The sequence below is a fragment of the Cellvibrio sp. QJXJ genome, assembly GCF_024452345.1.
Taxonomy (GTDB): domain Bacteria; phylum Pseudomonadota; class Gammaproteobacteria; order Pseudomonadales; family Cellvibrionaceae; genus Cellvibrio.
On record NZ_CP101662.1, the window covers coordinates 2423053 to 2449737 of the forward strand.

General features: G+C 50.4%; 25 protein-coding genes. 9 read left to right on the plus strand and 16 right to left on the minus strand.

What is annotated here, in order from left to right:
• Positions 1 to 301 precede the first annotated feature (301 nt).
• From NNX04_RS10425 to NNX04_RS10435, 3 genes are all read left to right on the plus strand, one after another.
• Positions 302 to 526 carry a ParD-like family protein gene (locus NNX04_RS10425; protein WP_261945710.1) on the plus strand — a complete coding sequence of 75 codons (225 nt, stop codon included), beginning with the start codon at positions 302 to 304 and terminating at the stop codon, positions 524 to 526.
• Complete coding sequence (gene map / locus NNX04_RS10430; RefSeq protein WP_261945711.1) at positions 519 to 1292, plus strand: type I methionyl aminopeptidase; 774 nt, start codon at positions 519 to 521, stop codon at positions 1290 to 1292. Before NNX04_RS10425 ends, map begins: the two co-directional genes overlap by 8 nt.
• A 207-nt stretch (positions 1293 to 1499) precedes the next feature.
• Complete coding sequence (locus NNX04_RS10435) at positions 1500 to 2498, plus strand: family 43 glycosylhydrolase (protein ID WP_261945712.1); 999 nt, start codon at positions 1500 to 1502, stop codon at positions 2496 to 2498.
• Between the two features lie 209 nt (positions 2499 to 2707).
• On the opposite strand, the gene NNX04_RS10440 is transcribed toward NNX04_RS10435, so the two are convergent.
• Positions 2708 to 3562, minus strand: a complete 855-nt coding sequence (locus NNX04_RS10440; protein WP_261945713.1) for an SDR family oxidoreductase — start codon at positions 3560 to 3562, stop codon at positions 2708 to 2710.
• A gap of 88 nt (positions 3563 to 3650) precedes the next feature.
• Between NNX04_RS10440 and NNX04_RS10445 the strand changes: the two genes are divergently transcribed.
• From NNX04_RS10445 to NNX04_RS10470, 6 genes are all read left to right on the plus strand, one after another.
• Entirely contained in the window at positions 3651 to 4088 is a 438-nt protein-coding gene (locus NNX04_RS10445) for a winged helix-turn-helix transcriptional regulator (protein WP_261945714.1), read from the plus strand.
• A gap of 133 nt (positions 4089 to 4221) precedes the next feature.
• Complete coding sequence (locus NNX04_RS10450) at positions 4222 to 4926, plus strand: 2'-5' RNA ligase family protein (RefSeq protein WP_261945715.1); 705 nt, start codon at positions 4222 to 4224, stop codon at positions 4924 to 4926.
• A gap of 72 nt (positions 4927 to 4998) precedes the next feature.
• Positions 4999 to 6234: a TonB family protein gene (locus tag NNX04_RS10455; protein ID WP_261945716.1), complete on the plus strand. Its 1236-nt coding sequence runs from the start codon at positions 4999 to 5001 to the stop codon at positions 6232 to 6234.
• A gap of 367 nt (positions 6235 to 6601) precedes the next feature.
• Positions 6602 to 9736, plus strand: a complete 3135-nt coding sequence (locus tag NNX04_RS10460) for a TonB-dependent receptor (protein ID WP_261945717.1) — start codon at positions 6602 to 6604, stop codon at positions 9734 to 9736.
• A 91-nt stretch (positions 9737 to 9827) separates the two neighbouring features.
• Positions 9828 to 11381 carry a tryptophan halogenase family protein gene (locus NNX04_RS10465; RefSeq protein WP_261945718.1) on the plus strand — a complete coding sequence of 518 codons (1554 nt, stop codon included), beginning with the start codon at positions 9828 to 9830 and terminating at the stop codon, positions 11379 to 11381.
• Positions 11378 to 12895, plus strand: coding sequence for a tryptophan halogenase family protein (locus tag NNX04_RS10470; protein WP_261945719.1), 1518 nt, complete (start codon positions 11378 to 11380; stop codon positions 12893 to 12895). The genes NNX04_RS10465 and NNX04_RS10470 overlap by 4 nt, the downstream gene beginning before the upstream one ends.
• 99 nt (positions 12896 to 12994) lie before the next feature.
• Here the strand turns inward: NNX04_RS10470 and NNX04_RS10475 are convergent, their stop codons facing one another.
• The 15 genes from NNX04_RS10475 to NNX04_RS10545 form a co-directional block, all read right to left on the minus strand.
• Positions 12995 to 13459, minus strand: a complete 465-nt coding sequence (locus NNX04_RS10475; RefSeq protein ID WP_261945720.1) for a hypothetical protein — start codon at positions 13457 to 13459, stop codon at positions 12995 to 12997.
• A gap of 9 nt (positions 13460 to 13468) precedes the next feature.
• Complete coding sequence (locus NNX04_RS10480) at positions 13469 to 14014, minus strand: flavodoxin (RefSeq protein WP_261945721.1); 546 nt, start codon at positions 14012 to 14014, stop codon at positions 13469 to 13471.
• A gap of 115 nt (positions 14015 to 14129) precedes the next feature.
• Positions 14130 to 16463 carry a TonB-dependent hemoglobin/transferrin/lactoferrin family receptor gene (locus NNX04_RS10485; protein ID WP_261945722.1) on the minus strand — a complete coding sequence of 778 codons (2334 nt, stop codon included), beginning with the start codon at positions 16461 to 16463 and terminating at the stop codon, positions 14130 to 14132.
• Between the two features lie 169 nt (positions 16464 to 16632).
• Positions 16633 to 17157, minus strand: a complete 525-nt coding sequence (locus NNX04_RS10490) for an EF-hand domain-containing protein (RefSeq protein WP_261945723.1) — start codon at positions 17155 to 17157, stop codon at positions 16633 to 16635.
• A 37-nt stretch (positions 17158 to 17194) separates the two neighbouring features.
• Complete coding sequence (locus tag NNX04_RS10495) at positions 17195 to 18013, minus strand: DUF4198 domain-containing protein (protein WP_261945724.1); 819 nt, start codon at positions 18011 to 18013, stop codon at positions 17195 to 17197.
• 130 nt (positions 18014 to 18143) lie between these two features.
• Positions 18144 to 18869, minus strand: a complete 726-nt coding sequence (locus NNX04_RS10500; RefSeq protein ID WP_261945725.1) for a hypothetical protein — start codon at positions 18867 to 18869, stop codon at positions 18144 to 18146.
• The gene (locus tag NNX04_RS10505; RefSeq protein ID WP_007644691.1) at positions 18862 to 19677 is read right to left on the minus strand and encodes an FTR1 family protein; all 816 of its coding nucleotides are present in this window, start codon (positions 19675 to 19677) and stop codon (positions 18862 to 18864) included. Before NNX04_RS10505 ends, NNX04_RS10500 begins: the two co-directional genes overlap by 8 nt.
• A 1-nt stretch (position 19678) precedes the next feature.
• Positions 19679 to 20023, minus strand: a complete 345-nt coding sequence (locus tag NNX04_RS10510; protein ID WP_261945726.1) for a cupredoxin domain-containing protein — start codon at positions 20021 to 20023, stop codon at positions 19679 to 19681.
• Positions 20007 to 21419, minus strand: a complete 1413-nt coding sequence (locus NNX04_RS10515; protein ID WP_261945727.1) for an ATP-binding protein — start codon at positions 21417 to 21419, stop codon at positions 20007 to 20009. The genes NNX04_RS10510 and NNX04_RS10515 overlap by 17 nt, the downstream gene beginning before the upstream one ends.
• Positions 21416 to 22075: a response regulator gene (locus NNX04_RS10520; RefSeq protein WP_261945728.1), complete on the minus strand. Its 660-nt coding sequence runs from the start codon at positions 22073 to 22075 to the stop codon at positions 21416 to 21418. The genes NNX04_RS10515 and NNX04_RS10520 overlap by 4 nt, the downstream gene beginning before the upstream one ends.
• A 37-nt stretch (positions 22076 to 22112) precedes the next feature.
• Positions 22113 to 22784, minus strand: coding sequence for a tetratricopeptide repeat protein (locus tag NNX04_RS10525; RefSeq protein WP_261945729.1), 672 nt, complete (start codon positions 22782 to 22784; stop codon positions 22113 to 22115).
• 10 nt (positions 22785 to 22794) lie between these two features.
• Positions 22795 to 23661, minus strand: a complete 867-nt coding sequence (locus NNX04_RS10530) for an SDR family oxidoreductase (RefSeq protein WP_261945730.1) — start codon at positions 23659 to 23661, stop codon at positions 22795 to 22797.
• Positions 23662 to 23676: 15 nt separating this feature from the next.
• The gene (locus NNX04_RS10535; RefSeq protein WP_261945731.1) at positions 23677 to 24348 is read right to left on the minus strand and encodes a TenA family transcriptional regulator; all 672 of its coding nucleotides are present in this window, start codon (positions 24346 to 24348) and stop codon (positions 23677 to 23679) included.
• The gene (locus NNX04_RS10540; RefSeq protein ID WP_261945732.1) at positions 24335 to 25897 is read right to left on the minus strand and encodes an AMP-binding protein; all 1563 of its coding nucleotides are present in this window, start codon (positions 25895 to 25897) and stop codon (positions 24335 to 24337) included. Before NNX04_RS10540 ends, NNX04_RS10535 begins: the two co-directional genes overlap by 14 nt.
• On the minus strand, positions 25887 to 26675 hold the full coding sequence (locus NNX04_RS10545; RefSeq protein ID WP_261945733.1) for a thermostable hemolysin: 789 nt from the start codon (positions 26673 to 26675) through the stop codon (positions 25887 to 25889). Before NNX04_RS10545 ends, NNX04_RS10540 begins: the two co-directional genes overlap by 11 nt.
• Between the last annotated feature and the right edge of the window lie 10 nt (positions 26676 to 26685).

Below are 26685 nucleotides of genomic sequence, written 5' to 3' on the forward strand. Positions count from 1 at the left end.
GCTTTAGCGAGCGTTGCGTTATTAAAACGACGCGTTTAATCCCGATTAAAAATTTAGTTCGTCGCACGGCCAATTCGCGATCACCGTGACAACCAAACATGACAATCAACACCACAGATAAATGGAATTTAGTATTTATCAAATAGCCGATGATAAGTTTGCTCGATCCAAGCGGATTATTGCCTGATCCTGCAAACAGAACCTCAAACCACTAGCTCGACCCTTACTCGGCAGCCAGGCCGCTTGATATTCCCCCACAACAAATATACGATGCATATACGTTTCATATATTGAGGTATTTATGGGCATTGTCAAAATTAGCGATGAACTGCATGAGGAAATCCGTAAAGCGAGCTCAGCAATGGTGCGCTCTATCAATTCACAAGCGGAATTTTGGATAAAAATTGGCATGCTGGCTGAAACCAACCCCACTCTTACCTACAGCGAGATTTTGCGCGAACAATTACAACTTGCCGCCGTTGAAATAAATCACCCCATTGCTCTGGGCAAAAGAAATCATGGATAAGGTTTTTTTAAAAAACAGCGCTGAATTAAATGTGATGCGTGAATCAGGGCGGTTACTTGCCTCCGTTTTCGCCTACCTTGATCCGCTGGTAAAAGCTGGTATATCGACCATGGAAATTAATGATGTGGTAGAGCGTTTTATTACCAACCAACTCAATGCCCGTCCGGCAAGTAAGGGGCAATATGATTTTCCTTATTCATTAAACACCTCCGTTAACGATGTTGTCTGTCACGGAATGCCTTCTGCAACTCAATTTTTAAAAACCGGCGATATTATTAATGTCGACATTACGCTGGAAAAAAATGGATTTATTGCTGATTCCAGCAAAATGTATATGATCGGCGAGGTGTCGCCGCTGGCAAAAAAATTAGTAGAGAAAACCTACGAGGCCATGTGGCAAGGAATCCGCGCGGTAAAACCTGGTGCAACCCTCGGCGATATTGGTTTTGCAATTCAACAATTTGCCAGCGCTAATGGTTATTCAGTCGTGCGTGAATATTGCGGTCACGGTATAGGGCGCGCCATGCACGAAGGCCCACAAATACTCCACTATGGAAAACCGAATTCTGGTTTGGTATTGCGCGAGGGAATGACTTTTACTATTGAGCCAATGATCAACCAGGGCGAAGCAAAAGTGAAATTAAAACGCGACGGCTGGACCGTTGTCACACGCGATAAAAAATTGTCTGCGCAATGGGAACATACTATTGCTGTTACGGCAGATGGCTATGAAGTATTAACCTTGCGCACTGAAGAACGCACTTAAAAAACCCAGCATGTCTTTTGCATCACGCCTCCGTCATTAGCAACCTCTCACAATATGACTTACCCAAAAGATAGCCAACCCCACCAAACATTGTTATAGTTATTTAAACCATAACAAGCCTAAAGTGTAAGTTTCACTGGGCAAACAACAATCAACCCATCGGCATGGTGTGCGGTCAGTGAGATTAACTGGCTTGGAACAATAACCATGAAACACATTACCCGTACCGCCACAGCCCTGTGCTTATCGCTTGGCTCCCTACTCGCTTGCGCGCAAAACCCGCTCAATTTTGGCAGCAATATTAAAACCGCTGATCCCTCTGGCCGCGTATGGGCCGACGGAAAAATGTATTTGTACACGTCGCATGATGAAGAGTGTCAGGAAGATTTTCACATGCAGGACTGGCATGCATTTTCCTCTACCGATCTAGTCAACTGGACCGCACACGGCGCCATACTCTCACTCAAAGATCTCAGTTGGGCCGACAACTATGCCTGGGCACCGGATGCGGTATATAAAAACGGCAAATACTATTTAGTTATTCCGGCGGGCACTGGCTTCAAAGACCGGGTAAACCCAGAAAAAAGCACCAAGTGGATGGGCATAGGTATCGCCGAGAGCGACTCCCCCACCGGCCCTTTTAAAGACATGATTGGCGCGCCGCTGTGGAAAACACCCTATGCCAATGATCCGAGTATGTTTATTGATGACGACGGCAAAGCCTATTTATATTTTCACGGTGTGAATAGCGATTACCAAGTGGTGGAAATGGCCGATGACATGCGCAGTATTAAAGGCGATTTTTACAAAATGGATATGGGCGGTTATGAACCCAAAATGGAAGGCCCTTGGATATTTAAACGCAACGGCATTTATTACTTCACCATGCCGGAAAATAATCGGGTACTGAGTTATTACACCGCCAAATCCCCCAAAGGCCCGTGGAAATATCAAGGGGTGATTATGGATGAGGAAAACAATGCAAATAACCATCACTCGATTGTGGAATATAAAGGTCAATGGATTTTGTTTTATCACCGTTGGTTAAATGACAAAACATCAACCTGCCACAAAAAACAACGTCACACTGCTGCAGAATATTTGCATTTCAATGCAGATGGCACCATTCAAAAAGTGGAGCGCACAGAAAAAGGGGTGAGTGATTTTTCTGTACGCAGTAACACCAAAAAAACCGGCGAAAAATAATATTTCGTTTCGCAACGGTTAAAGGAACACCAGCTGGTCAGTAATACTCTGTCGTCACTCTCGCGCAAGCGGGAGTCCAATTTTGGTAATAACAACCGCAGTTGTGGATACCCGCGTTCGCGGGTATGACGATAGTGAATATTTCAAAAAAAATCCCTGGAAACAGTAAAAGAGCACCAGCCGGTGCTCTTTTACTACCGCAAAAACCTTTATGCCTTAACCGCTTTTTCTACCATCGTTTTCCATGAAGTCGTCGGGCGACCAATTAATTGGCTGAGCTGATGGCTGTCATCAAACAAACCGCCTTTGGATGCACCCACATCAGATTCGGATAATAGTGTTGCGAGCCATTCCGGCAAGCCTGCACCCAACAACGCTATTTTAAAATCAGCCTCAGGCAAATTCTGATACGCAATATTTTTGCCGGAATGCAACGAAATTTCTGCTGCGAACTCAGCAAGTGAATAACTTTCATCGCCCGCCAATTCATAGACTTTCCCGCTATGATTTTCTTGCGTCAGCACCGCTACGGCAGCCTCGGCGTAATCCACACACGCGGCAGAGGCAATACGCCCGTCACCCGCACTGCCAAACACTGCACCTAACTGCAACGCAGAACCTACGCTCGCCAGATAATTTTCGGTGTACCAACCATTGCGCAAAATCACAAACGGAATACCGGCCGTACGCAGCACCGCTTCGGTTTGTGCATGCTCAACACACAGTGGCAGGGGCGAGGTATCCGCACGCAACAAACTGGTATACACCAGCAGGCCAACACCCGCTTGTTTTGCCGCTGCAATGGCGGCGCTGTGCTGTTCAAAACGACGGCCAATTTCATTGGCGGAAATCAGCAACAATTTGTCGGCACCTTGAAACGCAGCGACCAGACTCTCGGGCTGATTGTAATCACCCTGCCGCACCTGCACCCCCAAGGCGGCAAGGTCGGCAACCTTTTCAGGCGAACGCACCACCACCGCTATTTCATTGGCAGGGACTTTTTTTAACAACGCACTCACAACCAAACGACCCAATTGGCCAGAGGCTCCGGTAACAACAATCATGATGAACTCCTTTATTTCAGTGGAAGAAGTTGTCACACTAGCAGCCTAACTAACTTTTAGTAAGTACGCACAAAAAGGTAAGTATGAAATGACAACCGCCCCCAGTCGCACCCTCAACCGCAAAACGGGCAGCAAAACCACCGCTGCCAAAAGCTTGAAAGAAGCCATGTTGCGCGGCGATGTAATGGCCGACAAATGCCCGTCGCGCGCGATACTCAATCATGTCACCAGCCGCTGGGGCGTATTGCTACTTATCGCCCTGCGCGGCGGCACCCACCGCTTCAGCGAATTGCGCCGCAAGGTCGGCGGCATTAGCGAAAAAATGCTGGCACAAACACTGCAGGCATTAGAGAGCGATGGTTTTGTCGAGCGCATTTCCTACCCGGTTGTGCCGCCCCATGTGGAATATTTGTTAACCCCCATGGGTGAACAAATCAGCGAAAAAGTGGAGACATTGGCAGATTGGATTGAATCAAACCTTGCGCACATTTTGAAAGCACAAGAACAGAAATCAGAAAAACGTTGAACCATTTTTTTCTGTGATACCCATCACCGCGGGTATCCATAAAAATCAACAGCGGCAAAATAACACCCGATTATTAGCCGCACATTTATTTGTATTTTTTACATGCCCGACAGCAAATCATGGAGGTTTTTTAATGTCTGACATCAACCAAATTTATGGCGATATGTGGCGCAATGCGGAGGAAAAAATTCGCGCAGGTGCCTACGAAATGGATCCCCTGATTGGTGCAAGCGATGACACGCGCAAAGGCACCACGGTGTTGTCCTACCTTAACAAGGCGGAGGGCAAGGTGAGCCGCAAGATTATGGAATTTCTCGATGCGCTAGCGGTGCAGGAGCCTGAGCAATATTACTACCCGGAAAATGAATTGCATTTGACGGTGTTATCGGTGGTTAGTTGTGTGCATGGGTTTATGCTGGAGGATGTTGATCAAGCGACTTATCAGGCAGTGTTTAACGACGCCGTAAAATCCATTGGCCCGCTGGAGATTCAGTATCGCGGGATCACCGCGTCGCCGGGGTGTGTTTTGGTTCAGGGCTTCCCGCTGAACGAACAATTACACCAACTGCGCGAAAATTTGCGCCGCGTTTTTCGCAACTCACCACTGTATTCCACCATCGATAGCCGCTACAAAATTGCCACCGCACATTCCACCATTGCGCGCTTTCAGGCACCGCTGCGCAACCATTCCGAATTACTGAAACTACTTGAGCAATATCGCACTTATGATTTTGGTGTAAGCCGCATTCATCACCTGGATTTGGTATTCAACAACTGTTATCAGCAACTGTCGCATACCCACCCCATCGCGCAATATTCATTGGCGGAAGCAGGGTAAATTCACTGTCGCAAAACTGTCGTATTGATTCGCTAAGCTGGCGCCGTTTTATTTCCTTACAACGGTGTTTTTATGCTCCCCCGCTACTTGCTGATAAGCCAGTTGAGTTTACTCTGGCTGCTGTTGTCCGCTGTTACCCTGGCATCCCCGCAACTCAGTGGAATTGCGACCCACAGCGAATTAGGGCAGGAGCAATTTCTGGCAGCGCTGTACAGCGAAACGCTCAGCAAAGATGCCGACCTGCTGCTCAATACGCAGGATGCCAAACGTATGGAATTAAAAATTCTGGCGCGCGAGGGCATTGCACCCAGGCGTTTCACCCGTATGTGGATTGAAGGTGCCGCGATTAATATGCCCGCAGGCGCAATGAATTCTCACGCCGAAAATATGTTGGCATTCGACCAATTATTTCGCGGCCGCCTGGAAATGAATGATCACCTGATCTTTGATTTTTCGCCGCAACAGGGCACGGTTATTCACCTCAATAGCGTGCACCTGGGCACCATTGAAAACCCGGCTTTTTTTGACGTGTTACTGCGCACTTGGATCGGCAATGTACCGCTGTCGTCCGGCTACCGCGAGGCGTTATTAATGGAGGGAAATATTGACGCGGCACTGCTGCAGCGCTTCACACATATGGAGCCGCGCTTGAGCAGAATTGCGGTAGTAAAAAATTGGAATGAGACCATTCTTGCCGCCGCGAGTGCAGCCAGTAGTGCCAACTCCAGTAGTGACAACCGTGGCAATATTTCCGACAACAATACCGAGAACAATGCCGACAACAACAGCAAAAAAATCGCAGCGGTTAGCAGTGTTAAATCGAGCGCGCGGCAATCTGGAATTGCCTTGACCAATCAATCGTCATTACCTGGAGCCACGCAAGTTGCTGGCGCAACCGCATCAATAACTGAATCAACAAACGCATCGACAATTGCACCCGATGCACCAGCAGTGAATAACACGGGCGATAACGCCGATGACGCACTATCGCAACTGACTGCACAGTCACTGGTTGCACAGCAGTATTACATCTCCGATGCCATGCGGCGGATTTACGCCCAGCTGATTTATCCGCGGCGGGCGCGTGAACTGCAGCAAACCGGCTCGATTAAAATTCGCATCGCCGTGGATGCCGCTGGCAACATCACCGCATTGCAGCCGCTGGAAACCTCGGAGCATCGCCTGCTCAATCAAGCCGTTGAATCCGCCATCAAAGCCTCAGCCCCCTTCCCCCCCTTACCGCCAGAAATCACCGCGCAACAGCTGGAATTTGCGGTGCCTATTACCTTTACGCTCGGGCAGTCATAAGCCCCGTTTTATCCCATCACCATTCGCCCAGCGGTTTCAGTCAACAGCATTCAGCCGCTTTTTTTGGCTTTTGCCCACCAACAATCCTTCGTTAACCCGAAGGATTACTGACGCCCAATTCGGCCAAAAAAGCTATATCCGATACATCATATAATAACAAATAAATCTTGTATACTAGAGCACTAGAATGTTGACACCACCAAATAGTCTATGTGACCATCATTTGGTAGCGGCACTAAACCTGCCGGTATTGCTTCGATAATTTTCTAATAATCAACCGCAAAGGTGTCTTTCCGGTGTGTCGTTCAGACACCAGCGCGAAACATCAACAAGGAGACGCTGCCCGGCGTGGCGGCTTGAGACAATAATGAAAAAAAACACCTGTTACAGCACCAACCAAACCACCACAGGCAGTGCCCAGGTCTTTCGGCGTTCACTGCTAGCGGCGGCGATTATGGTCTGCTCGCCCGCACTCTTGGCGCAGACGACCCAGGCACAAAACACCACTAAAACCAAAGCCAGTGACGATGCACCGATCGAGGAAACTATTGTTACCGGTCAGCGCCAATCACTGGAAAGTGCGATGGAGTTAAAGCGCGCCTCGGATACTGTCGCTGACTCCATTGTGCTGGATGAAGCGGGCAAAGTGCCCAGTACCTCCCTGCTGGAAATTCTGGAGCGCGCGCCCGGCGTTACCATGAACCGCGTGCGCGCAGGTGCCGAAGGTTCACCGGACGGCTTTGCGTTTGAGGGTTCGGGAGTTCAAATCCGTGGTTTAAACAAGACCAAAACACTGATCAATGGGCGGGAAGTTTTCTCTGCCAATGGCGGCTCCGGCCTCAGCTGGGCGGATGTGGGGCCTGAGTTGCTGAAAGCGGTCACCGTCTACAAAGCGAGCCGTGCCGACCTGATTGAAGGCGGCGTTTCCGGTACCGTCGACCTGCAGACCCGCATGCCGTTTGATTTCAATGGTTTTAAAGCCAATGCGGCGATTTCCGGTAGCTATGGCGACTACTCCGAGGAAATCACTCCGGCAGGTTCCGCCATGATATCGAACCGTTTTGATACCGATTTTGGTGAGTTCGGGGTGCTGCTCGATCTGGCTTATTCGAAGATCGAATCCCATGACAGCAACATCATCGTTCCGCCCTACTACGCCACGCAATACGAGGGCGAGCGGGTCTACGTGCCGGGCGGCATACGCTACAGTCAGGATCAATTTGAACGCGTCCGCAATGGCTATTACGGCGCACTCCAGTGGGCGCCGAACGACAACCTTGAGCTGTTCCATACCACTTTTATTTCCGAGCGCGACAGCAACCGCGACAGCCAAATCCTGTCGGTGGAACCGGGCACACCCGTTGGTGTATTTGACGGTGCAGTGTTTGACGATGGCGTATTCGTGAAAGGTGCAATTTCCAGCCCCAACCTAACCTCCGGCCTTAGCGTATCGCCCAACTCCAGCTTCACACCGTCGTTCAGCCGCACGGCCGACCACAGCACCGGCTTCAAATACGACGCTGAAGGCTGGGACATGAGCGGTAGCTACCAGTACGTGAAAGCCGAATCGAGTTCCGGTAAATACAGCCTTGGCAGCACCGTGATTCCGACAATCGGGCAAATCAATATGGATATGTCGGGCAAGCGGCCAGTGGTGAGTTTTGAAACCCCGCTCTCAACCGACCCGGCACAAGCCGGGCTTTCCCGCATCAACTGGTTGGACACCGCCAATGAAGGCGAAGCCCATGCCATTCAATTGGATGCCAATATTGAAATCGGCGATGGCTTCTTCAAAAAACTGGCCGTGGGTGGACGCGCCGCAAACCGCGAAGAGTCTGATAGTTTTGTCGGAACCTGGTGGTCGGCAACCGGCCGCGGCTGGAATGGCGTGACACGCCCCTTCGTCAGCACCGCCCCCGAAGGCGATTTTGAACTGGAAGAATTCTCGAATTTCTTTAAAGGGGATATCCCGTCACTCGGTGGTGTTTGGGTGGGGACCCGTCAAGTCAACGACTATGCCCAGTTCGATCGTGTATACGATACCTACCTGGCCTGCGGCCCCACGCTTCAACATCAGTGCAGCAACCCAACGGCCACCACCTACCTCTACAGCACCGACGGCACACTGCGTAACCGCAACTTTGACCAGCGCCCATCCTTTTATGAGACGGAACACGACACCCAGTCCGCCTATGCGATGGTGGGTTTTGCGAATGATAGCGACGCCTGGTTCCTGAATTTCAGCGGTAATTTTGGGGTGCGCTGGGTGAATTACGACATTAGCAGTCAGGGCAATTTCAACTTTAGTGGTGGCGCGCGTTACTACGCGAGCCTGGCCGATGCACAGGCGTCAGTCGAAGCCATGGGAGGCTTGGAAAATGTCGCCGCCTGGCAAGAGGCTAACGAAGGCGTGCAGCCGCCATTGACGCGCGAGAGTGTGGGCTATGAAAAAGACCGCATGGGCAGCTTCTCCAAGGATTATTTCCTGCCGTCATTCAATATCAAATTAGAACCGGCGGAAGGCTGGGTAATGCGCTACGCCCTGACCCAAACCCTGACGCCACCGCGCTACCCCGATATCCGCGCGCAGGGTATTGCCAGCGTGCAGACCACCGAAAACCCTATCAACGACGAGTTGGCTGCGCTCAATCCGGGTGATGATGTATCCATCCCGGCGATTTTCTCCGGCTATACCAATACCACCGGCAACCCCTTCCTTGAACCGGAAATCGCCTTGAACCACGACCTCTCCTTCGAGTGGTACCCGAAAAAAGGCACCTCGATGAACCTGGCGCTGTTCCATAAAACCATCGACAACTACATCACCTTCAACAACTTCTCGGCGCCGGCAAGCGGCTTCTTCTCCGAAGGGGATTACCCGCAATCGGCACTGGCGGATGGCAGTGGCAGCAACTTCCTTGATGGCTCAGTCACCAGCCGGACCAACTTCAATGCCGAGGGTGACACCATCATCCGCGGTTTTGAATTGGGCGGGCGCACCTATTTCGATGCACTGCCCGGCTGGATGAGTGGCTTTGGTATCGAAATGAACGTCACCTACATCGACAACAAAGCGCCGGATGCCTTTGCCCAGGACATCAATGGCGATGAACTCAAGGTGCCGGTGATCGGACTGTCGGAGTGGGCCTACTCCACCACCCTGCTGTACGATTGGGATAGATTCAGCGCACGTTTGGCCTGGAACTGGCGTGATCGTTATTTAACGACCACCAACGACTCGGGCACGACTAACGTCTATAACGATCCGTTTAACGGGCAGCAAATCCAGTTCGGTATGCCGGTCTACGCGGCGGCTTCCGGTCGGCTGGATGGCAGCATCTCCTACCGTTTGACCGATAACGTCAACATCAAACTGGATGTGCAAAACATCACCGACGAAGACCAGCGCACCGAGATGGAGATCCTGTCCGGACGCTTTGTTGATCGCGCGGTGTTTGTGACTGACCGTCGCATTGGCTTGCACCTAGGCGTTAACTTTTAACTGAGCATCAATTGTTAACTGAGCATTAGGGTTAACTGAGCACGGCAGGACGCTCTTGAGCAAACTTGACCACATAATAAGAGGCACATAAATGAGCAAGAGCGTTCTGATTGTTGGCGGAGGAACCGCTGGTTGGATCTGCGCCGCCTATATGGCGCGGATGCTGGCGGCGGACACTCCCGGCGGCGTGACTATTACGCTGGTCGAGTCTGACGAAATAGGTATCCTCGGTGTTGGCGAGGGTACCTTTCCGATTATCCGCAAGACCATGAGTCGCATCGGCCTCGATGAAAGCGAGCTGATTCGGGAGGCCGATGCCACCTTTAAACAAGGCATCAGGTTTAATAACTGGAAGAAAAATCCAGCTGATGATCCCCATGACACCTATTTCCATCCCTTCCAGGTCGCATCACAACATACCGACATGGACCTTCTACCCTATTGGCTGCTCGGTGTGGCCGGAGACGTACCCTGGGCCGAGGCCTGTACGGTACAGGAGCGGGTGGTGGACGCCAAACTGGCACCCAAGCTGATTACTCACCCCAATTACAATGCACCGCTGAACTACGCCTATCACTTTGATGCCGGGAAACTGGCGCAAGTGGTGTGCCGTCAGGCCATGGCAATGGGCGTGAAGCGGCTAATCGATACCATCGACGATGTGAAGGTTGATGAACATGGCATCGCCTCAGTACAGGGGCGTGCCCATGGCGAACTCAAGGCCGATCTGTACATCGACTGCACCGGGTTCCGCGCGCGGCTGATCGGCGAGGCGCTGGGCTCGGAATTTACTTCTTATAAAGATCAATTGTTCTGTAACCGCGCGGTGGCCATGCAGGTGCCCTATGATCGGCCCGATGCCCCAATTCCCTCCTGCACTTATACCTCCGCGCAAGACGCGGGCTGGATTTGGGATATCGGCCTGCATAATCGTCGCGGCGTCGGCTATGTCTATGCATCCAATTACTGCAGTGACGATGAAGCACTGGCCACCTTGAAGCGCTATATAGGCCCTGCTGCCGATAATCTTAAACACCGGAAACTGGCCTTTGAAGCCGGGTTTCGCAAAACCCAATGGCACAAAAACTGTATCGGCGTTGGGCTATCGGTGGGTTTTATCGAGCCTCTGGAAGCCACCGGCATCAGTTTTGCCGAGGTTGCCGCACTTATGCTGTGCAACCTGTTTCCCTGGTCGGGCGATTACGAGCGTTCGGCCCAGCAGTTCAACCAAGCCATGACCAAACGGTTTGAACATGTGATCGACTTTATCAAGCTGCACTACTACTTGAGCGAGCGCACGGATACCGCGTTTTGGCGCGACAATCGCGCGCCCGCGTCGGCCTCCGATTATCTGAAAGGCAAGTTGGAGCAATGGCGCCACCGTCCGCCATCCTTTCTCGATATTGATGCCAGCCATGACATTTTTGATGAAAACAGTTGGCAGTACATCCTTTACGGCATGGGGTTCAAGACCGACATCAGCGCCCGCGCTGGCGCTTTGCGTTTTTATGACGACGCCAAACGGGAGTTTGAGAGCATTCGTCAGCAGAGCAACAAGGCGATGACCGCGGTACCGAGCCACCGCGATCTGATCAATGAAGTGGTGGCAAGAGGGTTCCGTAACGCATCCGGCGGGCAGCGATGAAGCCGGTGAACAATGTCGTCATTGTGGGCGGCGGCACCTCCGGCTGGATGTGCGCGGCGGCTATTGCGCGTATGGCGCCGCCCAATGCGTCCATTACGCTGGTTGAATCCGAGGCGATAGGGGTGATCGGCGTTGGCGAAGCGACCATCCCGCCATTACTGGAATTCAACCAATTTCTCGGGCTGGACGAGCACGAGGTGCTGCGCGAATGCCAGGGCACCTACAAACTCGGCATCGAATTCGTTGACTGGCTCGACCTTGGCAAACGCTATTTCCACCCCTTCGGCTTTTACGGGCGCGATACTCCGGAGTTTGCCTTTCACCAGTTGTGGCTTCGTTTGCGAACACTCTCAGAAACAGGTAAAGCACCTGCCGACTTGGCGGGAGACATCAACGAATACAACCTCTGTGCCATGGCCGCCCGCCTTGGGCGCTTCACCCAACCGCAGGGCGGCAGCGATGCGATTTTGTCCACCATGCGTCACGCCTATCATTTTGACTCCATGCGCTACGGTCAGCTGCTGCGCCGCTACGCGGAGCAACGCGGCGTTCGTCGGGTGGAGGGTTTGGTAGCCCGCATCCAACAGCACCCGGATAACGGCATGATCGAGTCGGTGACTCTGGGTGACGGCCAGGTGCTGGCCGGTGAATTGTTTATCGACTGCAGTGGTTTTAAGTCCCTGCTGATTGAAGGCGCGATGAACAGCGAGTTTATCGACTGGAGCCGCTACTTGCCCTGTGACCGGGCGCTCGCCCTTTCCACTACCGGAACAGGCGCGCCAGATCCATTCACCCGCGCCACCGCAGACAATGCCGGCTGGCGCTGGCGCATTCCCCTGCAAACCCGCATGGGCAATGGTTATGTCTATTCAAGTGCATTTGCCGATGAAGATGATGTACACCGGGCACTGCTTGCCGGCGCCGAAGGCGAAGCCCTGGGCGAGCCGCGACCACTGCGTTTCCGCACCGGCCATCGCCGACTCTTCTGGGAGAAAAACTGCGTTGCCATAGGTCTCGCTGGCGGTTTTATCGAACCACTGGAGTCCACCAGTATTCATCTGGCACAAATAGGCATTCAACGGCTGATTAATCTGTGGCCGGGGCGAGGCATCAATGCAGCGGAGATTGCACACTACAACCGGATAATGACCGCCGATTACGAGCGACTCAGGGATTTTATTGTGCTGCACTACAGCGCCACCCAGCGCCGGGATACCGAATTTTGGCGCTACGTTGGCAATATGGAGCTTCCGGACACCCTGGCGTCCAAGCTGGAGATTTTTCGTGGCAGCGGCCGGGTTATTGCCGCGCCAGACGATTTATTCACGCCTCACAGTTGGCTGGCAGTCATGCTCGGGCAAGGCATCGACCCCACACATTACGATGCACTGGTGGATCGTGTGCCGGAGAGTGTGCTTATGCAAAACATGCGGCATTTGAAAGATGCCATCGGCAAAACAGCGGCCGCATTGCCGAGTCATGAGGCTTACCTCAAGCGCTATTGCGCCGCATAACACAAACAAAGCGCAGACTAAGCGGTGGTTTATACCACTACAGCCCATCCAGTTTTTTAACCGCTTCACTTCACCGGTGCTTTTCAGCGCCGGTTTTTTTTAATGTACGGCTTGCTGCTGCAATGCATCTTCCGCAAATAATTGATTGATCCAAATATCGCGCTGCTGGCTGTTGGCATGCACTAAATTAATGATTGGTTTTAACAGCTGTTGTGTCAGGGTGGTAGTTGCATAACACTCCAGCGTTTGCCGTGCTATATCCAGCACCCCCAACAACACTTCGGAGTGGTGGGTTTGACACAAACTGTAGCCATATTCAAATAGTGTGCGCACATAATTTTTAATCGCACAGTTTTTACAATCTGCAATATGAATTAATAATTCGGCCTGACAATAGGCCTGTTGATAAGCATCGACAGCGGCATTCCAATCCTGCCGATGAAGTTCACTGCGTGCGTTGTCCAGCAAATAACGCCAGCGGTAAATCGCCTGTGCCAACATATGTTGGTGTTTGGTTTTAACACTAGCCTCTATCGTTTCTGTAGCAGTATGTATGGTTCCCATATACCTCTCCTAGGATGCCAAGGCACAGCATTCATATTCACTGACTATTTGATTTACCCAGGTGGCTACACGCCTATCGGTTAATTCAAATTGTTGGTCTTCATCTATCGCCAAACCACAAAATTCCGTTTTACTTTCATTCAATGCCAGCGATGCCGCCACTTTATATCCCTCTGCTGACCAATGACCGATGACCTGTGCGCCCGTTGCTAATACACGCTCGTATAGCCAGCCCATAGCATCGACAAAATAATCACCGTAACCACGCTGATCGCCTAAACCATAAAGCGCTACCACCGCTTGGGATAAATCAGTGAGTTGTAAATCTCCTTCAAAATCTTCCCAGTCCTCTTGAATACCCCCAAAATCCCACGTGGGAATTCCCATCACCAAAAAGCGATACTGTTGCAGTACCACCGAGGTAACGTCGCACACATTCATCATGTCCACGCTATAACCATAACTGCGCAATGCCTGTGCGATTTTTTCTCCAACCTCTTGTGTGTTACCCGTGTCTGTGCCAAACACCAAGGCGATATTTGCTTGCTGCGCCATAGATAATTTCCTCTTTCTTTGCGTACAACTCCCCTGCGCGATGCAACTATCGCGCAGGGAATTTCTACTTCCCTAAAATAAATAGATAAATTAATAGATAAATTAATGCGTTTTATTAAAACGCGTAGGTCAGGCTTGCTTTGAAATTGCGCCCCGGTTCTGCATAGCGATTAATGCCAGCGCCGCTTACCCCACCGCGTGCACCACCAGCGCCTTCGGTGACAAATTGCACGCGCTGCCAGCGCCAATATTGTTCGTCGGTAATGTTGTACAACCCCATGGTGATTTTTAACGCGGGCGTAACCTGATAGCGCCCCTGCAAATCAAACAAGGTAAATGCATCGGTTAAAAATGCCGCGCCTTGACTTTGTGTGCCATTAACAGCAGTGACCACTACATCATCCGCATTTTTACTGCCCGAGCGAGTCATGCTAAAACTCGCCGCCCAACGACGATCATCGGGTTGGTACTCAATACCAACAACACCCGAGTGCGGCACAATACTTAACAGCGGGTCGCCATTTTTCTTTTCGCCTTCGTTGTAGGAGTAGGCAAAACGCAGCGCGATATTGCGATCCAAATTCCACTGCCCATCTATTTCAAATCCTTTCACTACCACCTCGCCACTATTAACCGGCATGGTGTAGTCATCACCCGTTGCATTAGTGCAAGTACCGCGACTACAGCTTTGAAAAACCGTGTCGTTTAAGCGTGTGAGAGTTTGGGTTTCAATAAAATTGCTGTAGTCATCGTGAAAAATAGCGGCGTTAATTTGCACCGCATTATTGGCAAAACCATAACGCAATTCTTTATTCAAACTTTCTTCGGCTTTTAAATCGGGGTTGGCGACGGAATCCCATAACAGCACCTCCTGCCCTGTTGCCGCATCCGTTCCTACACTGGTGACGGTGGTGTAATAAAGATTTTCAGTAGAGGGCGCACGAAAGCCAGCTCCCAGTTGCACAGCAAGGTGTTGTTGCGCAGTCAATTGATAATCCGCACCTAATTGCCAGGTCGCCTGCGTAAAGTTCACATCGCCAATAGTGGCCGATGCATCCTGATACTGCGCGCCCAATTCCGGTGAATAGTCAAAACTGTCAACCCGCGCCCCCAGGTTAAATGTCCACGGGGAATTAACCGGCACCAGTTGATCGCGCACAAATCCATGCCAATGAGTCACTGCAGTTTCCGGTACAAAGTCCGGGTCAACTTCCACCAATGAAGCCGTATTACTGGTGCCGATATAACGGGTATCGATGGAGGCATAATTCACATCGCGCACTTCTGCACCCAGGCCGTAGATTAATTCCTGTTCCAGTGCAGTGCTGGCGATATTTTTACTGAATTTAAACCGCGTGGTGTGAGCATCCTGCTCATAGTAACGATCCTCCGAGCGATAACAGGGCGATACCCCTTGTGGGCAGGTAGTGGAATTAAACAGCATCAAGGTATAACCACTGTTGTAGCTGTTTTGATAATCGTAATTCCAATCAAACACATCAAACCAACGGGACTCGGCAAGCCATTGGTAATTCACGCCGATGCGATCGCGCTCGTTGTCGTCATCCGTAGTGCGCGTTAAATAACTCGCATCCACACGCGATAAATTATTGAGCTGTGAATTCGCACGATAGTGTTCAGCAACCATTCCTAAGCGATGGGATGGGCTGGCATAAAAATACAATTTGACTAACGCGTTGGTAGATTCTGCATCGAGCGGGTCGGCAATTTCGCGCGCGCCACCGGTAATATTTTCACCCTTACCATACACTTCCAATTCATGACTTTGACTCTGGGTGAGCACCAGTAAACTCTCCCAGGCACCGGTGCGATTGGCGAGTGTTGCGCTCAGCAACGCTTCATCAGAATCGCTGGCGTAGCCGGTTTTCAGGCTGAGAAACGTGTCGTCGCCCTGCGCTGCCAAATAATCTGCCGGGTCTTTGGTGATAAACATAACCGCGCCCGACAAACCACCACTGCCAGCAGCGATTGAATCCGCCCCCTTAATAATCTCTACCGATTTCAGTGCGTCTATATCCAACCCGCCGCGTGTGGAGCGAAAAAAATCGTAGGCTTGATAGCTCGCCGGATCGAGGGTTTCACCCATGGATAAACCATCTACAGTCATGGCTACACGATCGCCATCCAAACCGCGAATATTAAAACCATTGGCACCAAACCGGCCTATATCGCTCACACTCACGCCGGGAATATAACGCACCAAATCATCCAGATCGGTCACTTGCTGATTATCCAACGCCTCGCGGTTTACTAACTGACTGGATGGATGCGCCGACTCTTGCTCCGCTTGTGCCGTGACCACTACTTTGCCCAATTTCTTTTTTTGTGCGCCAGCCTGCACCGAATCGGCAGCTAACACCTGAGCAGATGCAAACGCGGCGCACGCCATAAATGCAGCGAGTAAATTACGGGGAAACAACTTTTTCATTTTGTCCTCATTAACCAATACAACATCGTTTTTTATATGCCGAAGCGCTTATGGCAATTCGGCACGCATATTTTTTTGGCTAACAAGGCACACTCTTTTATGAGTTTTTGATTTTTCTTTTTTTGGAGGTAAAAACTTTCGGGTGAACAAGTGGTAGGTGAAAAATTATTTACGGTGTCGGCAATGGATCTTGCTCGTTGATGACACCATCCTCATTTAAATCCCAGCCGGCGAACATCCGTGTTCCTGAGACAGCAAATTCCTTCACCGTAAGATCTCCATCCTTGTCCTTATCCAACACCCCAAACCGCACATGGGCTTGTTTGAGCTGTTTGGTTCTATGCTCTTTTTGCTCCTCAGTCATACGCGCGACAAACTCCTGCACATACTCGGCTTCATCAATACGCTGATCCTGATTGCTATCCATAGCACGTAAATGTGCCGCGCGCGCCTGATCAAATTCGGCACGAGTTAAAACGCCGTCGCCGTTTTGATCGTTATCCCTGATAAAACTCTGGCGATGCCCGGCACTCGCGCCGTGACTGCGCTGATGCGGGGTAGCACTGTGCGCTTTTTTAGCTGCTGCCTTAAGCTCCGGGTTAGATTCTGATGTAGATTCTGGTTTAGGCGCCGATTGGCAGGCGGTTAACAGCAACAATGCCAGTGGCAGGACAAAATATTTTTTAGCCATCATAAAAATTTTCTCGTCATCAAGATAAATGTTGGAAAAATTACAGCGCCGGTTGCACGGCAAAACTCAGGGTGTAGATGTAACCGTAATTAGGCGCCTCAGCCCCCTTGGGTGCGGGTGCACTTTTACGCAGGTGCAGCAAATAAATACCGGCGTTATTGAGTTCAACACTGGCCTTGCCGCTGTGATCTGTAGTGGTGGTGTATGCAGGTTGTTGCTGTTGAGTGGAATCCTGCGCGCTAAAAATACTGACAGGCTGATTCACCAGCGGTTTGCCATCCAGCAGTACCGAAAATTCAAACATCTCACCCGCATATAAATCATTGGGGTGAGTGATGGGTACCAACTCCAAACCTTTGTTATAGGGTTTCAGCGCGGTATTGTCCGGGGCTTTTAAAGTCACATAGGTTTCTGCGAGGGTGACAGATTGATAGTGATCGAGCAGCTTGTGCCCTTTGGGCAAAACTTCTTTGGGGTCGCGGGTGTGTTTGCGTTCACCATTGAGTTCATACATGCGAAATACCGCACCCAAACGTGTGCCGGTGGTGAAGCGATAGGTGCCCTCCTGCTGCGCTTGATATTCCAGCACACTGCGGCTGGTAAATTGCTCCACCCGCGCCGGAGCCACCCAAACACCAGCGGGTGTTAGCACCTGAAAATTGCCTTTATCAAAGGCGACATCGGAATGGAAAAAGGTTTCAGCAAACCCCGCATCCAGGCTGATCCAACCCTTGTGCGCAGGTTCAAAGGCGGTGGGGGCGATGAACGGCGTGTGGGCATATACCGCCGAACAAAAACCGAGAACGAACATAAAAGAAAGGGAAAACGCGAGCAGGGTAAAACCTGATAAAGCTTTCATCGATGGCTCCTGTAAGACCCAGCTGCTGCCAGGGACAATGAATTAGGGAGCCAATCATACGCAAAGATGAGAACCATTATCAATACAAATGATAATAATTCTTGTTTGGTAAGTTAAATCAACCGGAATACTAGAACTCGAACTCAAGCCCAAAGCGCAGGCTGGTGTCCGGTGTTTCTGCATCCAGACCAAACATCAGGCCCAGCTCCCAGCGCAGCTGCTTGCGGCCACCCAATTTCTGGATGCCCATTAGCGCCGGACCGGCGGCCCAATCCTGATCATCCAGATAAATTTCCAGTGCAGGCTCCATCGCGGCGGAATAGCGATAACGAAATTGGGCACGCAGCGCGGTTTCCACTTCCTCTTCGATATCTGCGCCGTATTCGTATTCGACTATAGCGTTGGCCGTCCCCACCCAGCGGCTGCCCAATTCTTTAGCCCAAAGTAAACCCACCGCCAGTTCGCGGCGATCAATATCCCGCGCACCACCCGCCTCCACCAAGAGCCCCCAATCCGCCCAGTACTCACCCTGCTCGGTGATTTGCCATTTTAATTCCGCTTCATAACCGCGAATTTCTTCACCGTCGTGGCCAATGGATTCGCTGAGCAAATACACTTCGGTGAAAATTTTATCGCTCCACGCGTAACCCACGCCCACGCGGTTTAACAAAATATCCTCGCCGCCCAGATCGCGCAGGGTCGCGCCGTACTCCAATTCGCGCTCGCCCTGTTCAACGTAAGGCTGGTAAACACGGGTGATATCGGCATAAACAGGTGCGATAAAAAAAAGCAGCGCACAGACGGCACTACCCAGCAGAGAATATTTAATCCTTTTTTTAATAATTGTTTTAATCATGGTTTTGATCTCGCTTGCGCCATACACCACCCACCACTGCCTGCACTACCAAAAACAATCCTGCCAATAAAATCGGGGCAATCGCGGCGCCATAAAAAATAATTTGAATCGGTGTGGGCTGAGCGTCGTAACCCAGCAGTGCATACAACAGCTCCCCCAACCAACTTTGTTCGGCCACAATAAAACTGCTGTCCCACAGTGGCTCCGCTGAATCCAGCAAACCAATTTGCAATAATTGCTTGGCAATTTGCATGGATAAACCACCAGCCAATAAGGTAGCAATGACTAAAAAGGTGGGCAGAAAAAATTGGCGACGCATAAACACTAACAGGTAATAGGTGATAGCACCCAAACTCAAACCAATTCCCGTACCGATGATCGCGCCGATTAACGCGGAGGTGAGTGCATCGGGCTTATGGGTAAAACTGGATAAATAAATCCAGACTTCAGAGCCTTCACGCATTAGCGAACAACTCACAATAATCACAAATAATAGCGACAGGCTTAAGCGCTGCAACGTTGCTTGTTTGTACAACTGCGGCATCAACATTAGCGCAAGCAAAATAAAACTGAGTGCTACCACAGCATATAAACCGGCGTTAAGTATTTCCTGCCCAGTACCCTCCAGCGCGTCGGCAATCGCATAGGCATTGTGTGCAAGAAACCATGAACCCAGCACACCTATCAGCAACGCCCACAAACTCCACACCAGCCGCAATTCATATTGCCGGCTGAGTGCGAGCAACAGGCTGAACATCAGCGCCGCCTCTAAAACTTCGCGCAATACTAACAACACGGCATCGACCATATTACTGCTCCACCCGAATCACACCCTGCGCGGTTTTGGGATTGAACTCACCAAAAAAAGGATAATCACCCGACTTGAGCGGGCCGATAAAAATCGTCGCTTTGGCACCACCCATAATCACTTTTTCGCGATTGAGTTCGTAACTTTCAAACTCTTCGGGTGTTGGGTCCTGATTGATAACCAGTAATTTAATTTTGGTATTGGCGGGCACCACCAATTGTGAGGGATAAAATAAATGCCCGCGAATTTCAATAGTGAAAGTCGGCACTTCTGCCTGTAAAACACTGCTTAGCAATAACAGCATCAACCCCACACAAAGGGGAAAAGTATTAGTTATTTTTTTCATTGTGATTATCTCTACTAGCGCCATGCTCAATTTTTTTAATCATTACCGGTGCAGCAATGGCCGCAAAGGTCACTATGGCTAACAGGCCGTGATCAAAACGCGATTGGGTGAGCGCAATCTGTGCGTTATGCAACTCCACCACCTGCTGCACAATTGACAAGCCCAAACCGCAACCGGGCGTTTGTGAATTGTGGCGATCCCCACCCACCCGATAAAAACGATCAAATACCCGCGCCTGTTGCTCAGCAGGAATACCGGGGCCGTTATCCATCACTTCCAACACAACATCCTTCCCGCGCAGCCAACTATTCACCACAATCACACCATCCGCCGGGGTGTATTTAATGGCATTGCCGAGTAAATTATTCAGCAGCGATGCCAGTGCCGCGCGGTCGCCCAGCACCCAGCACTCATCGCCATTAAATTCGATCTGATGATTTTTTTGCGCGAGCGCTGCACTGCAATCCACCACCGTTTGTTTTGCCAAAAAAGTTAAATTCACTGGCTCAAAGCGCCCCATAAAATGATCTGGTGCAGTGCGGTTGAGCAGTAATATTTGCTCCACCAGATAACTCATGCGTTCAATACCCAACTGTAATTTCATCACCGATTCCGGTGCTGGGTGCAATTCCCTGGCTAAATTTTCGCAGTGAATTTTGAGTGCGGCGAGCGGTGTACGCAGTTCGTGGGCCGCATCACCAGAGAAACGTTTTTCACGCGCAAAGGAAGCATCCAGACGGCGCAACAATTCATTGGCCGATTGTGCCAGCTGCAATAATTCTACTGGCATGTCACGCTGTTCAAGCGGATGTAAATCTGTCGCTTCGCGCTGACGCAATTCCCGCGCGAGCTTGGCAACGGGGCGCAAGCCCACACCAGCCACCCACCAAATAATTAACGCAATTAATGGCAGCGCCAACACCATGGGGTAAACCGCTTGCAAAATCATGGATTCTGCCAGGCGATAACGCTGATCATCGCGCTCGGCCACAATGTACCAACTTTGTTTGTCGCTACTGGCGGTGACTAATAAATGCCAGCGGTAATTATTAAAATTAAAATAGCGAAAGCCCTCCTCCAGCGATACCAGAACTGTATCTGGCATGGCAGCCGAGCGCGCCAATAATGTTCCATCATTATTAACCCATTGAAATTCCAAGGAGGATTCAACATCGCTGGCACGCGCCGGAAATTCAATGACGCGATTTGTATTGCCCGTTATTGCTTGCAATGGCAAGGCATAATTTAATAAATCTACCTGTTGTAATAAACGTTGATTAAATAAACGTTCCGCTTCATCCATACTGCCGAGATAACCGCGCACCGCCGCCGCAAAATTTGCCAGTGTCACTATCGCCACCAACACAATGACCAAAAAACGGCGAATGGATTTCACAGCTTGGGCACCATGTAACCAATACCACGAATAGTGCGAATAAAATCGGCGGGTAATTTTTTACGCAAATTATGGATGTGCACTTCAATCGCGTTGCTCGCCACTTCATCGCCCCAGGAATACAATTTTGCTTCCAATCCTTCGCGGGTTTGAATTACACCGGCACTTTCCATCAGCGCTTTTAACAGCATATATTCGCGGCGCGATAAACTGAGCGGCACCCCATCCACACTCGCTTCATGCTGTGCAGTATTGACCGCGACAGAGGCAATGGTAATCACAGAGGAAGAGGCTGTGCCCAAACGCCGCTCCAACACGCGCAAACGTGCGAGCAATTCATCGAGCGCAAAGGGTTTAGTGAGGTAATCGTCGGCGCCGGAATCCAGCCCTGCAACTTTGTCGGTGGTGGTATCGCGTGCAGTAAGAATTAATACCTGGGTGTGCAATTTTTTTTGTCGCACCCGTTTTAATACCTCCAGCCCGTCCATATCGGGTAGGCCCAAATCCAGCAGCAAAATATCCGGCGGCTCAGCAACTACCTGGGTGCACGCCGCTTTGCCATTGTCCAACCAATTAACGGCAAAGCCAGCGCGTTTTAATGCACTGACAATGCCGTCGGCGAGCAAACTGTCATCCTCTACCAGCAATATTTGCATGCAACATTCCGTTAACGTAATTCGGCGGGGAACCCGATCATAAATGTTTTTTAGCCTTTGCTATGGCCGCAGCAATTTCACCTTTGCGCCCGGCATCGGCAGATTCACGACCGGGGCGCGGCGCGGCTTGCAGTGCTTTTTCAAACGCTGCAATTGCCTGTTGATATTGTTTCTCTTCCAACAGGTAATCGCCGTAAAAGTAATTTGAGTCTATGCCATCCGGATTATAGCTCAAGCCTTTCAGCAGCATTTCTTTGGCTTTTTTACTATCGCCAAAACCCACCGGCCAACCGGGCACTTGATAGTAGAGTGAACCAAGGCTGGTATAGGCGGAACCCTGCATGGCATCCGGCTGCAATTTAATGGCCTGTTCAAATAATTTTTTAGCCTGCTTGACTTGATCCAGCGCGCCCAAACCGCCTTTTGCTCCAGCGTAGGTGGAGCGAATAATGCCTTCCCATATCAAATAAGGCGCCGATTTATTGGCGGCGGTTAATTGTTGTGCCTCACTCACCAGTGCGGCAAAGGCTTTTTCTTGCTGCGCCTCGGGGGTGGAATATTTGATCTCGGCCCAGCGGGTTTGCAATTGTTGTATATCACCGGCTTCATCGGCATAAGTGTTCATTGCCAAACCACTCATGGTTAAAAATGCCATGAATCCCAGCGTGACGCTTTTCAAGATTGTGTTGTGTATAAAATGAGTTTTCATAATCGCACCTTTAGGATAAACGGGTTGAAGTAGTTGCATTAGATTCTGCAGGAGGAGCAGATGATGCCTCCGATGCAGATGAGGATTGTGCATAACGGCGAATAACCGGTAATTGTTTGCGCAGCGCACCATCAATAAGGCGCGGAAAAATACTGTTGATACGCAAAAATAATCGCTCCGGCCAACCAATATTGCGATCGCGCATTCGTGTTGAAGACAACATTTTTTCGGCTACTGAAGCAACCAATTCAGGCTCATCTTGCGCATTACCCAACTCGCTATTGAGTGCACATACTGCCGAATTATTAATGCTGGTATTGGTGGCGCGCGGAGCGAGATAAGCCACTTGCACTGCACTATCGCTCAACTCGCGCCGCAGCGCTTCACTAAAACCACGCAATGCAAATTTACTTGCACAATAAACCGCAAATCCAGGGTAGCCCAGACCACCAAAACTGGAACCTATGGTGAGAATACGCCCACTGTGCTTGTGCAAAAACGGCAGCACCAAACGCGTTACTAAAATAGTGGCAGTGACATTGGTATTAATAACAGCTTCAATTTGCTCCGGCTCGTTGTTGGGCAAAAGCCCAAACAAACTAATGCCCGCACAATTAATTAAAATATCTACCGGCTGTGGCAAAGCAATTAATGCAGTGCGAATACTTTCCCGCCCGGCATGGGTTGCAATATCTGCAACCAGTGTAAAACCTTTATTCTTTTGTAAGTCTAATTCCCTCGCTAAAGCATTGAGTGTGTGCGCCGAGCGGCCAACTAAAATTAATATCGCTCCTTGATGGGAAAGGCGACGCGCAATAGCCTGACCAATGCCACCCGCAGCACCGGTGAGCAACACAATTTTTCCGCGCATAGTCATAATATGCACTCCCCATTAGGCGGCTTGCGCCAACGGTTTTTGCTCAATAGAGCGAAAAATATTGCCGTAGAGAGTGAAAAACATTTTTGCGGCGTGGACTATATCGTCCCTATCTTTTTGCTCAGTCAAGCCATTCATTAACTTTTCAAAAAACACCATGTGCTCCAAATCCAAACTGCCGTGTGAGCGCAAATACGAAAACGCTTTATTCGGCAAGCCCAAGTGTTGCTGGATAATATCCGCCGCTTGCGTCGCCAAATTAATACTGGTGCCTTCCAGCACCAGCACCATGCCAAAAAATGCCATGGGGTTATTGCGCATTACGGTGTCGTAGGCGTAGGCCACCATTAATTCAGTGGCTGCATTGGGGCGACTATGGCGCACCGTTTCTTTATCCACACCGCAGGCAGCAAGGTCATTTAAAATCCATTCCTGATGCCCCAACTCTTCTTCAATATATTCAGCAATCGCTTCACGGTAATTTTCTTTTTCAGCAGGCAAGCGACTACCCACCGCCATCAATAAAGGCACTGTATGCTTGACGTGATGGTAAGCCTCGGTCAGGAAGGCGATATATTCCTGCAGGCTAAATTGCCCCAAACCAATACAGCGCTGGATAACGGGCGCACTCAATAAATAATTACGCTCAACCGCCGTTTCTGCTTGTAACCGATCAAAAAAGTTCATGGATTGCTCCTGCAGTAGTGCTGCTTGTAGAGGGGTAAGAGGTAGAGAGCTGAGAGGAAGAAAGCTCAGAGGCAGTGGAATAAACCGTATCAATCAGTTCGGCATAAACAGACTGAATCGCCGCGCGACGCAGGCGGCCATTGTCGGTTAACAGCTGATTAACGGGAGTAAAAGCTTCGCGAGCAATAATGAATTTTTTCACCTGTGCATAATCAGGTAAGGTTTGATTAATGCGCGCGATCTCGGCGAACAATTGATCGGTAGAGCTGGTAGGTGTAGGCACAATAATCGCGCTGCAAAATGGTTGGGCATCCCCCACCACCATCACTTGTGCAATCGCAGGGCTCAGAGTCAGCTCAGCTTCAATCCACTCGGGGGAAATATTGCGACCGAAACTGCTGATCAAACAATTTTTTTCGCGCCCGGTGATAAATAAAAACCCATCGCTGTCGAGATAACCTAAATCACCGGTATTAACCCATTCATTATTTTCATGCTGGCTATTGAGGTAGCCACTAAATGCATTACCACGGGTAAAAATAACACCGTTTTCGATACGTACCTGCACATGACTGAGCGGTTTCCCCACACTGCCAATTTTATTTTCCAGCGGAGAATTTAAACTTACCACCGACGCACATTCAGAGAGGCCGTAACCTTCATACACCGGAATACTGCGAGCGCGCGCCTGGGCAATTAAACTCGCCGAGGTTTTTGCGCCGCCCACCGCCACAAAGTGTAGCGACTCTGGCAAGCTAAAACCCTGTAGGCTGGCAGCGACCAAACCCTGCAGAATTTGCGGCAACAAAATCAAACTATTGGGCTGGTATTCGTGGAGTTTTTGCAGCAGTGTTGGTAGCGATAGCTGCGAGCTGCCCGTAAGCCCTAGCTGCACACCGGGCACCACAATAATTCGCTTACCCAAATACAGTGGCACATACACACCGGCAATATTTTCCAGCAGTGTGCTAAGGGGTAATAAATTCAAATGGCAATTTAGTTTTTTATCTGCATCTGGCGCTGCATAAATACGCTCTGCCAAGGCAAGGGTGACATTTTCCAATGCAGCAGTTGAAAGACATACACCTTTGGGTGAGCCGGTAGTACCAGAGGTAAAGGTAATTTTAGTGACATCTGCAATGGCGGCGTTAGAGGCATTCGCTAAATCATCAAGATAGATATTGGCGAGTGGAGAGTTTTTTCGGTCGCTGATTTTAGCTACCGGTGTTATATCACCACACACCAGCAAGCAGGATAATTGCGCATCAGTTATTACATGCTGCAGTTGCGCTGCGGAAAAAAAACGTGGCAGAGGCACCAGGGTGATATTCGCTTGCCAGGCGGCAAGGTCAGCCACAATCCACTCAATGGAATTTTCGCCCCACAATCCGGCGCGATCAATATTTTGCGCGACCAACCAGTCTGCCAGCTGATTAATGTGCGTCGCCAGCTGCGCATACGTCAGTTGGACATTGTGGCCGGTTAAGGCAATTTTTTCTGGAGTGGCGCCAGCATGATGATAAATCGCGGCGAGAATTTTATTCATCATTCTGCTCCAGTGAAGCGCTCAGCTCGATTGAATTTTTCGTCGCACAACTTTCATTTGCTAATAGAAACTGTGCGCAAATTTTTTCAATCGGACGACTGATGGCAGCAACGGTCGCGCGGTACATCGGATTTTTGCGCGCGGCCATCATCGCCGGGCGATTATCACCAAACATCACTTGCGGCTGATTATTGTAGTAAGTACCCCAACTGGCGCCGCCATCGGACAACACACTCGGATCCGCATCGGCCAATACCATGGGCGAATAGCGCAAACGCCCGAGCAGCGCTTTTACTTCGCGGGTGCCGGTAAACAATACGTAGTGATAACCCAAACGCTCCAGCACTTCACCAATCACAATAAACAGCAATAAGCTGCTGCCTTTCCAGGTTGACACCAGGTTGCCGACCTCCACGATTTGCTCGCGCGCTACCGGCACGCCGAGTTTATGGCTAATCACCTGCTCGATAGGCGCCGCCAGATACTGCTCCGCAAACAACTTGCCACTGCTTGCCGGTGCCAAACCCAGCGCCGCCGAATATTCACCACCACAACGCAGGCTGATGAGATTGGGCAGGAAGTGAGTAACCTCGGCGCCATGTACTGCCGAAAAACGCGCATGAATATAAGCCTCCACCGCTGCACGCTCAGGCGAAGCAAGGGTTTGTAGACCAAAGCGGGGAATTCTGATTTGCGGCAAGCGCGGCATATGCCACTGACTGGTGCTGTGTTCAGCCAGGTGATCGCTGTTTATTGGCAAACCAAGAGACAAGTCTTTCATTACTGCACCC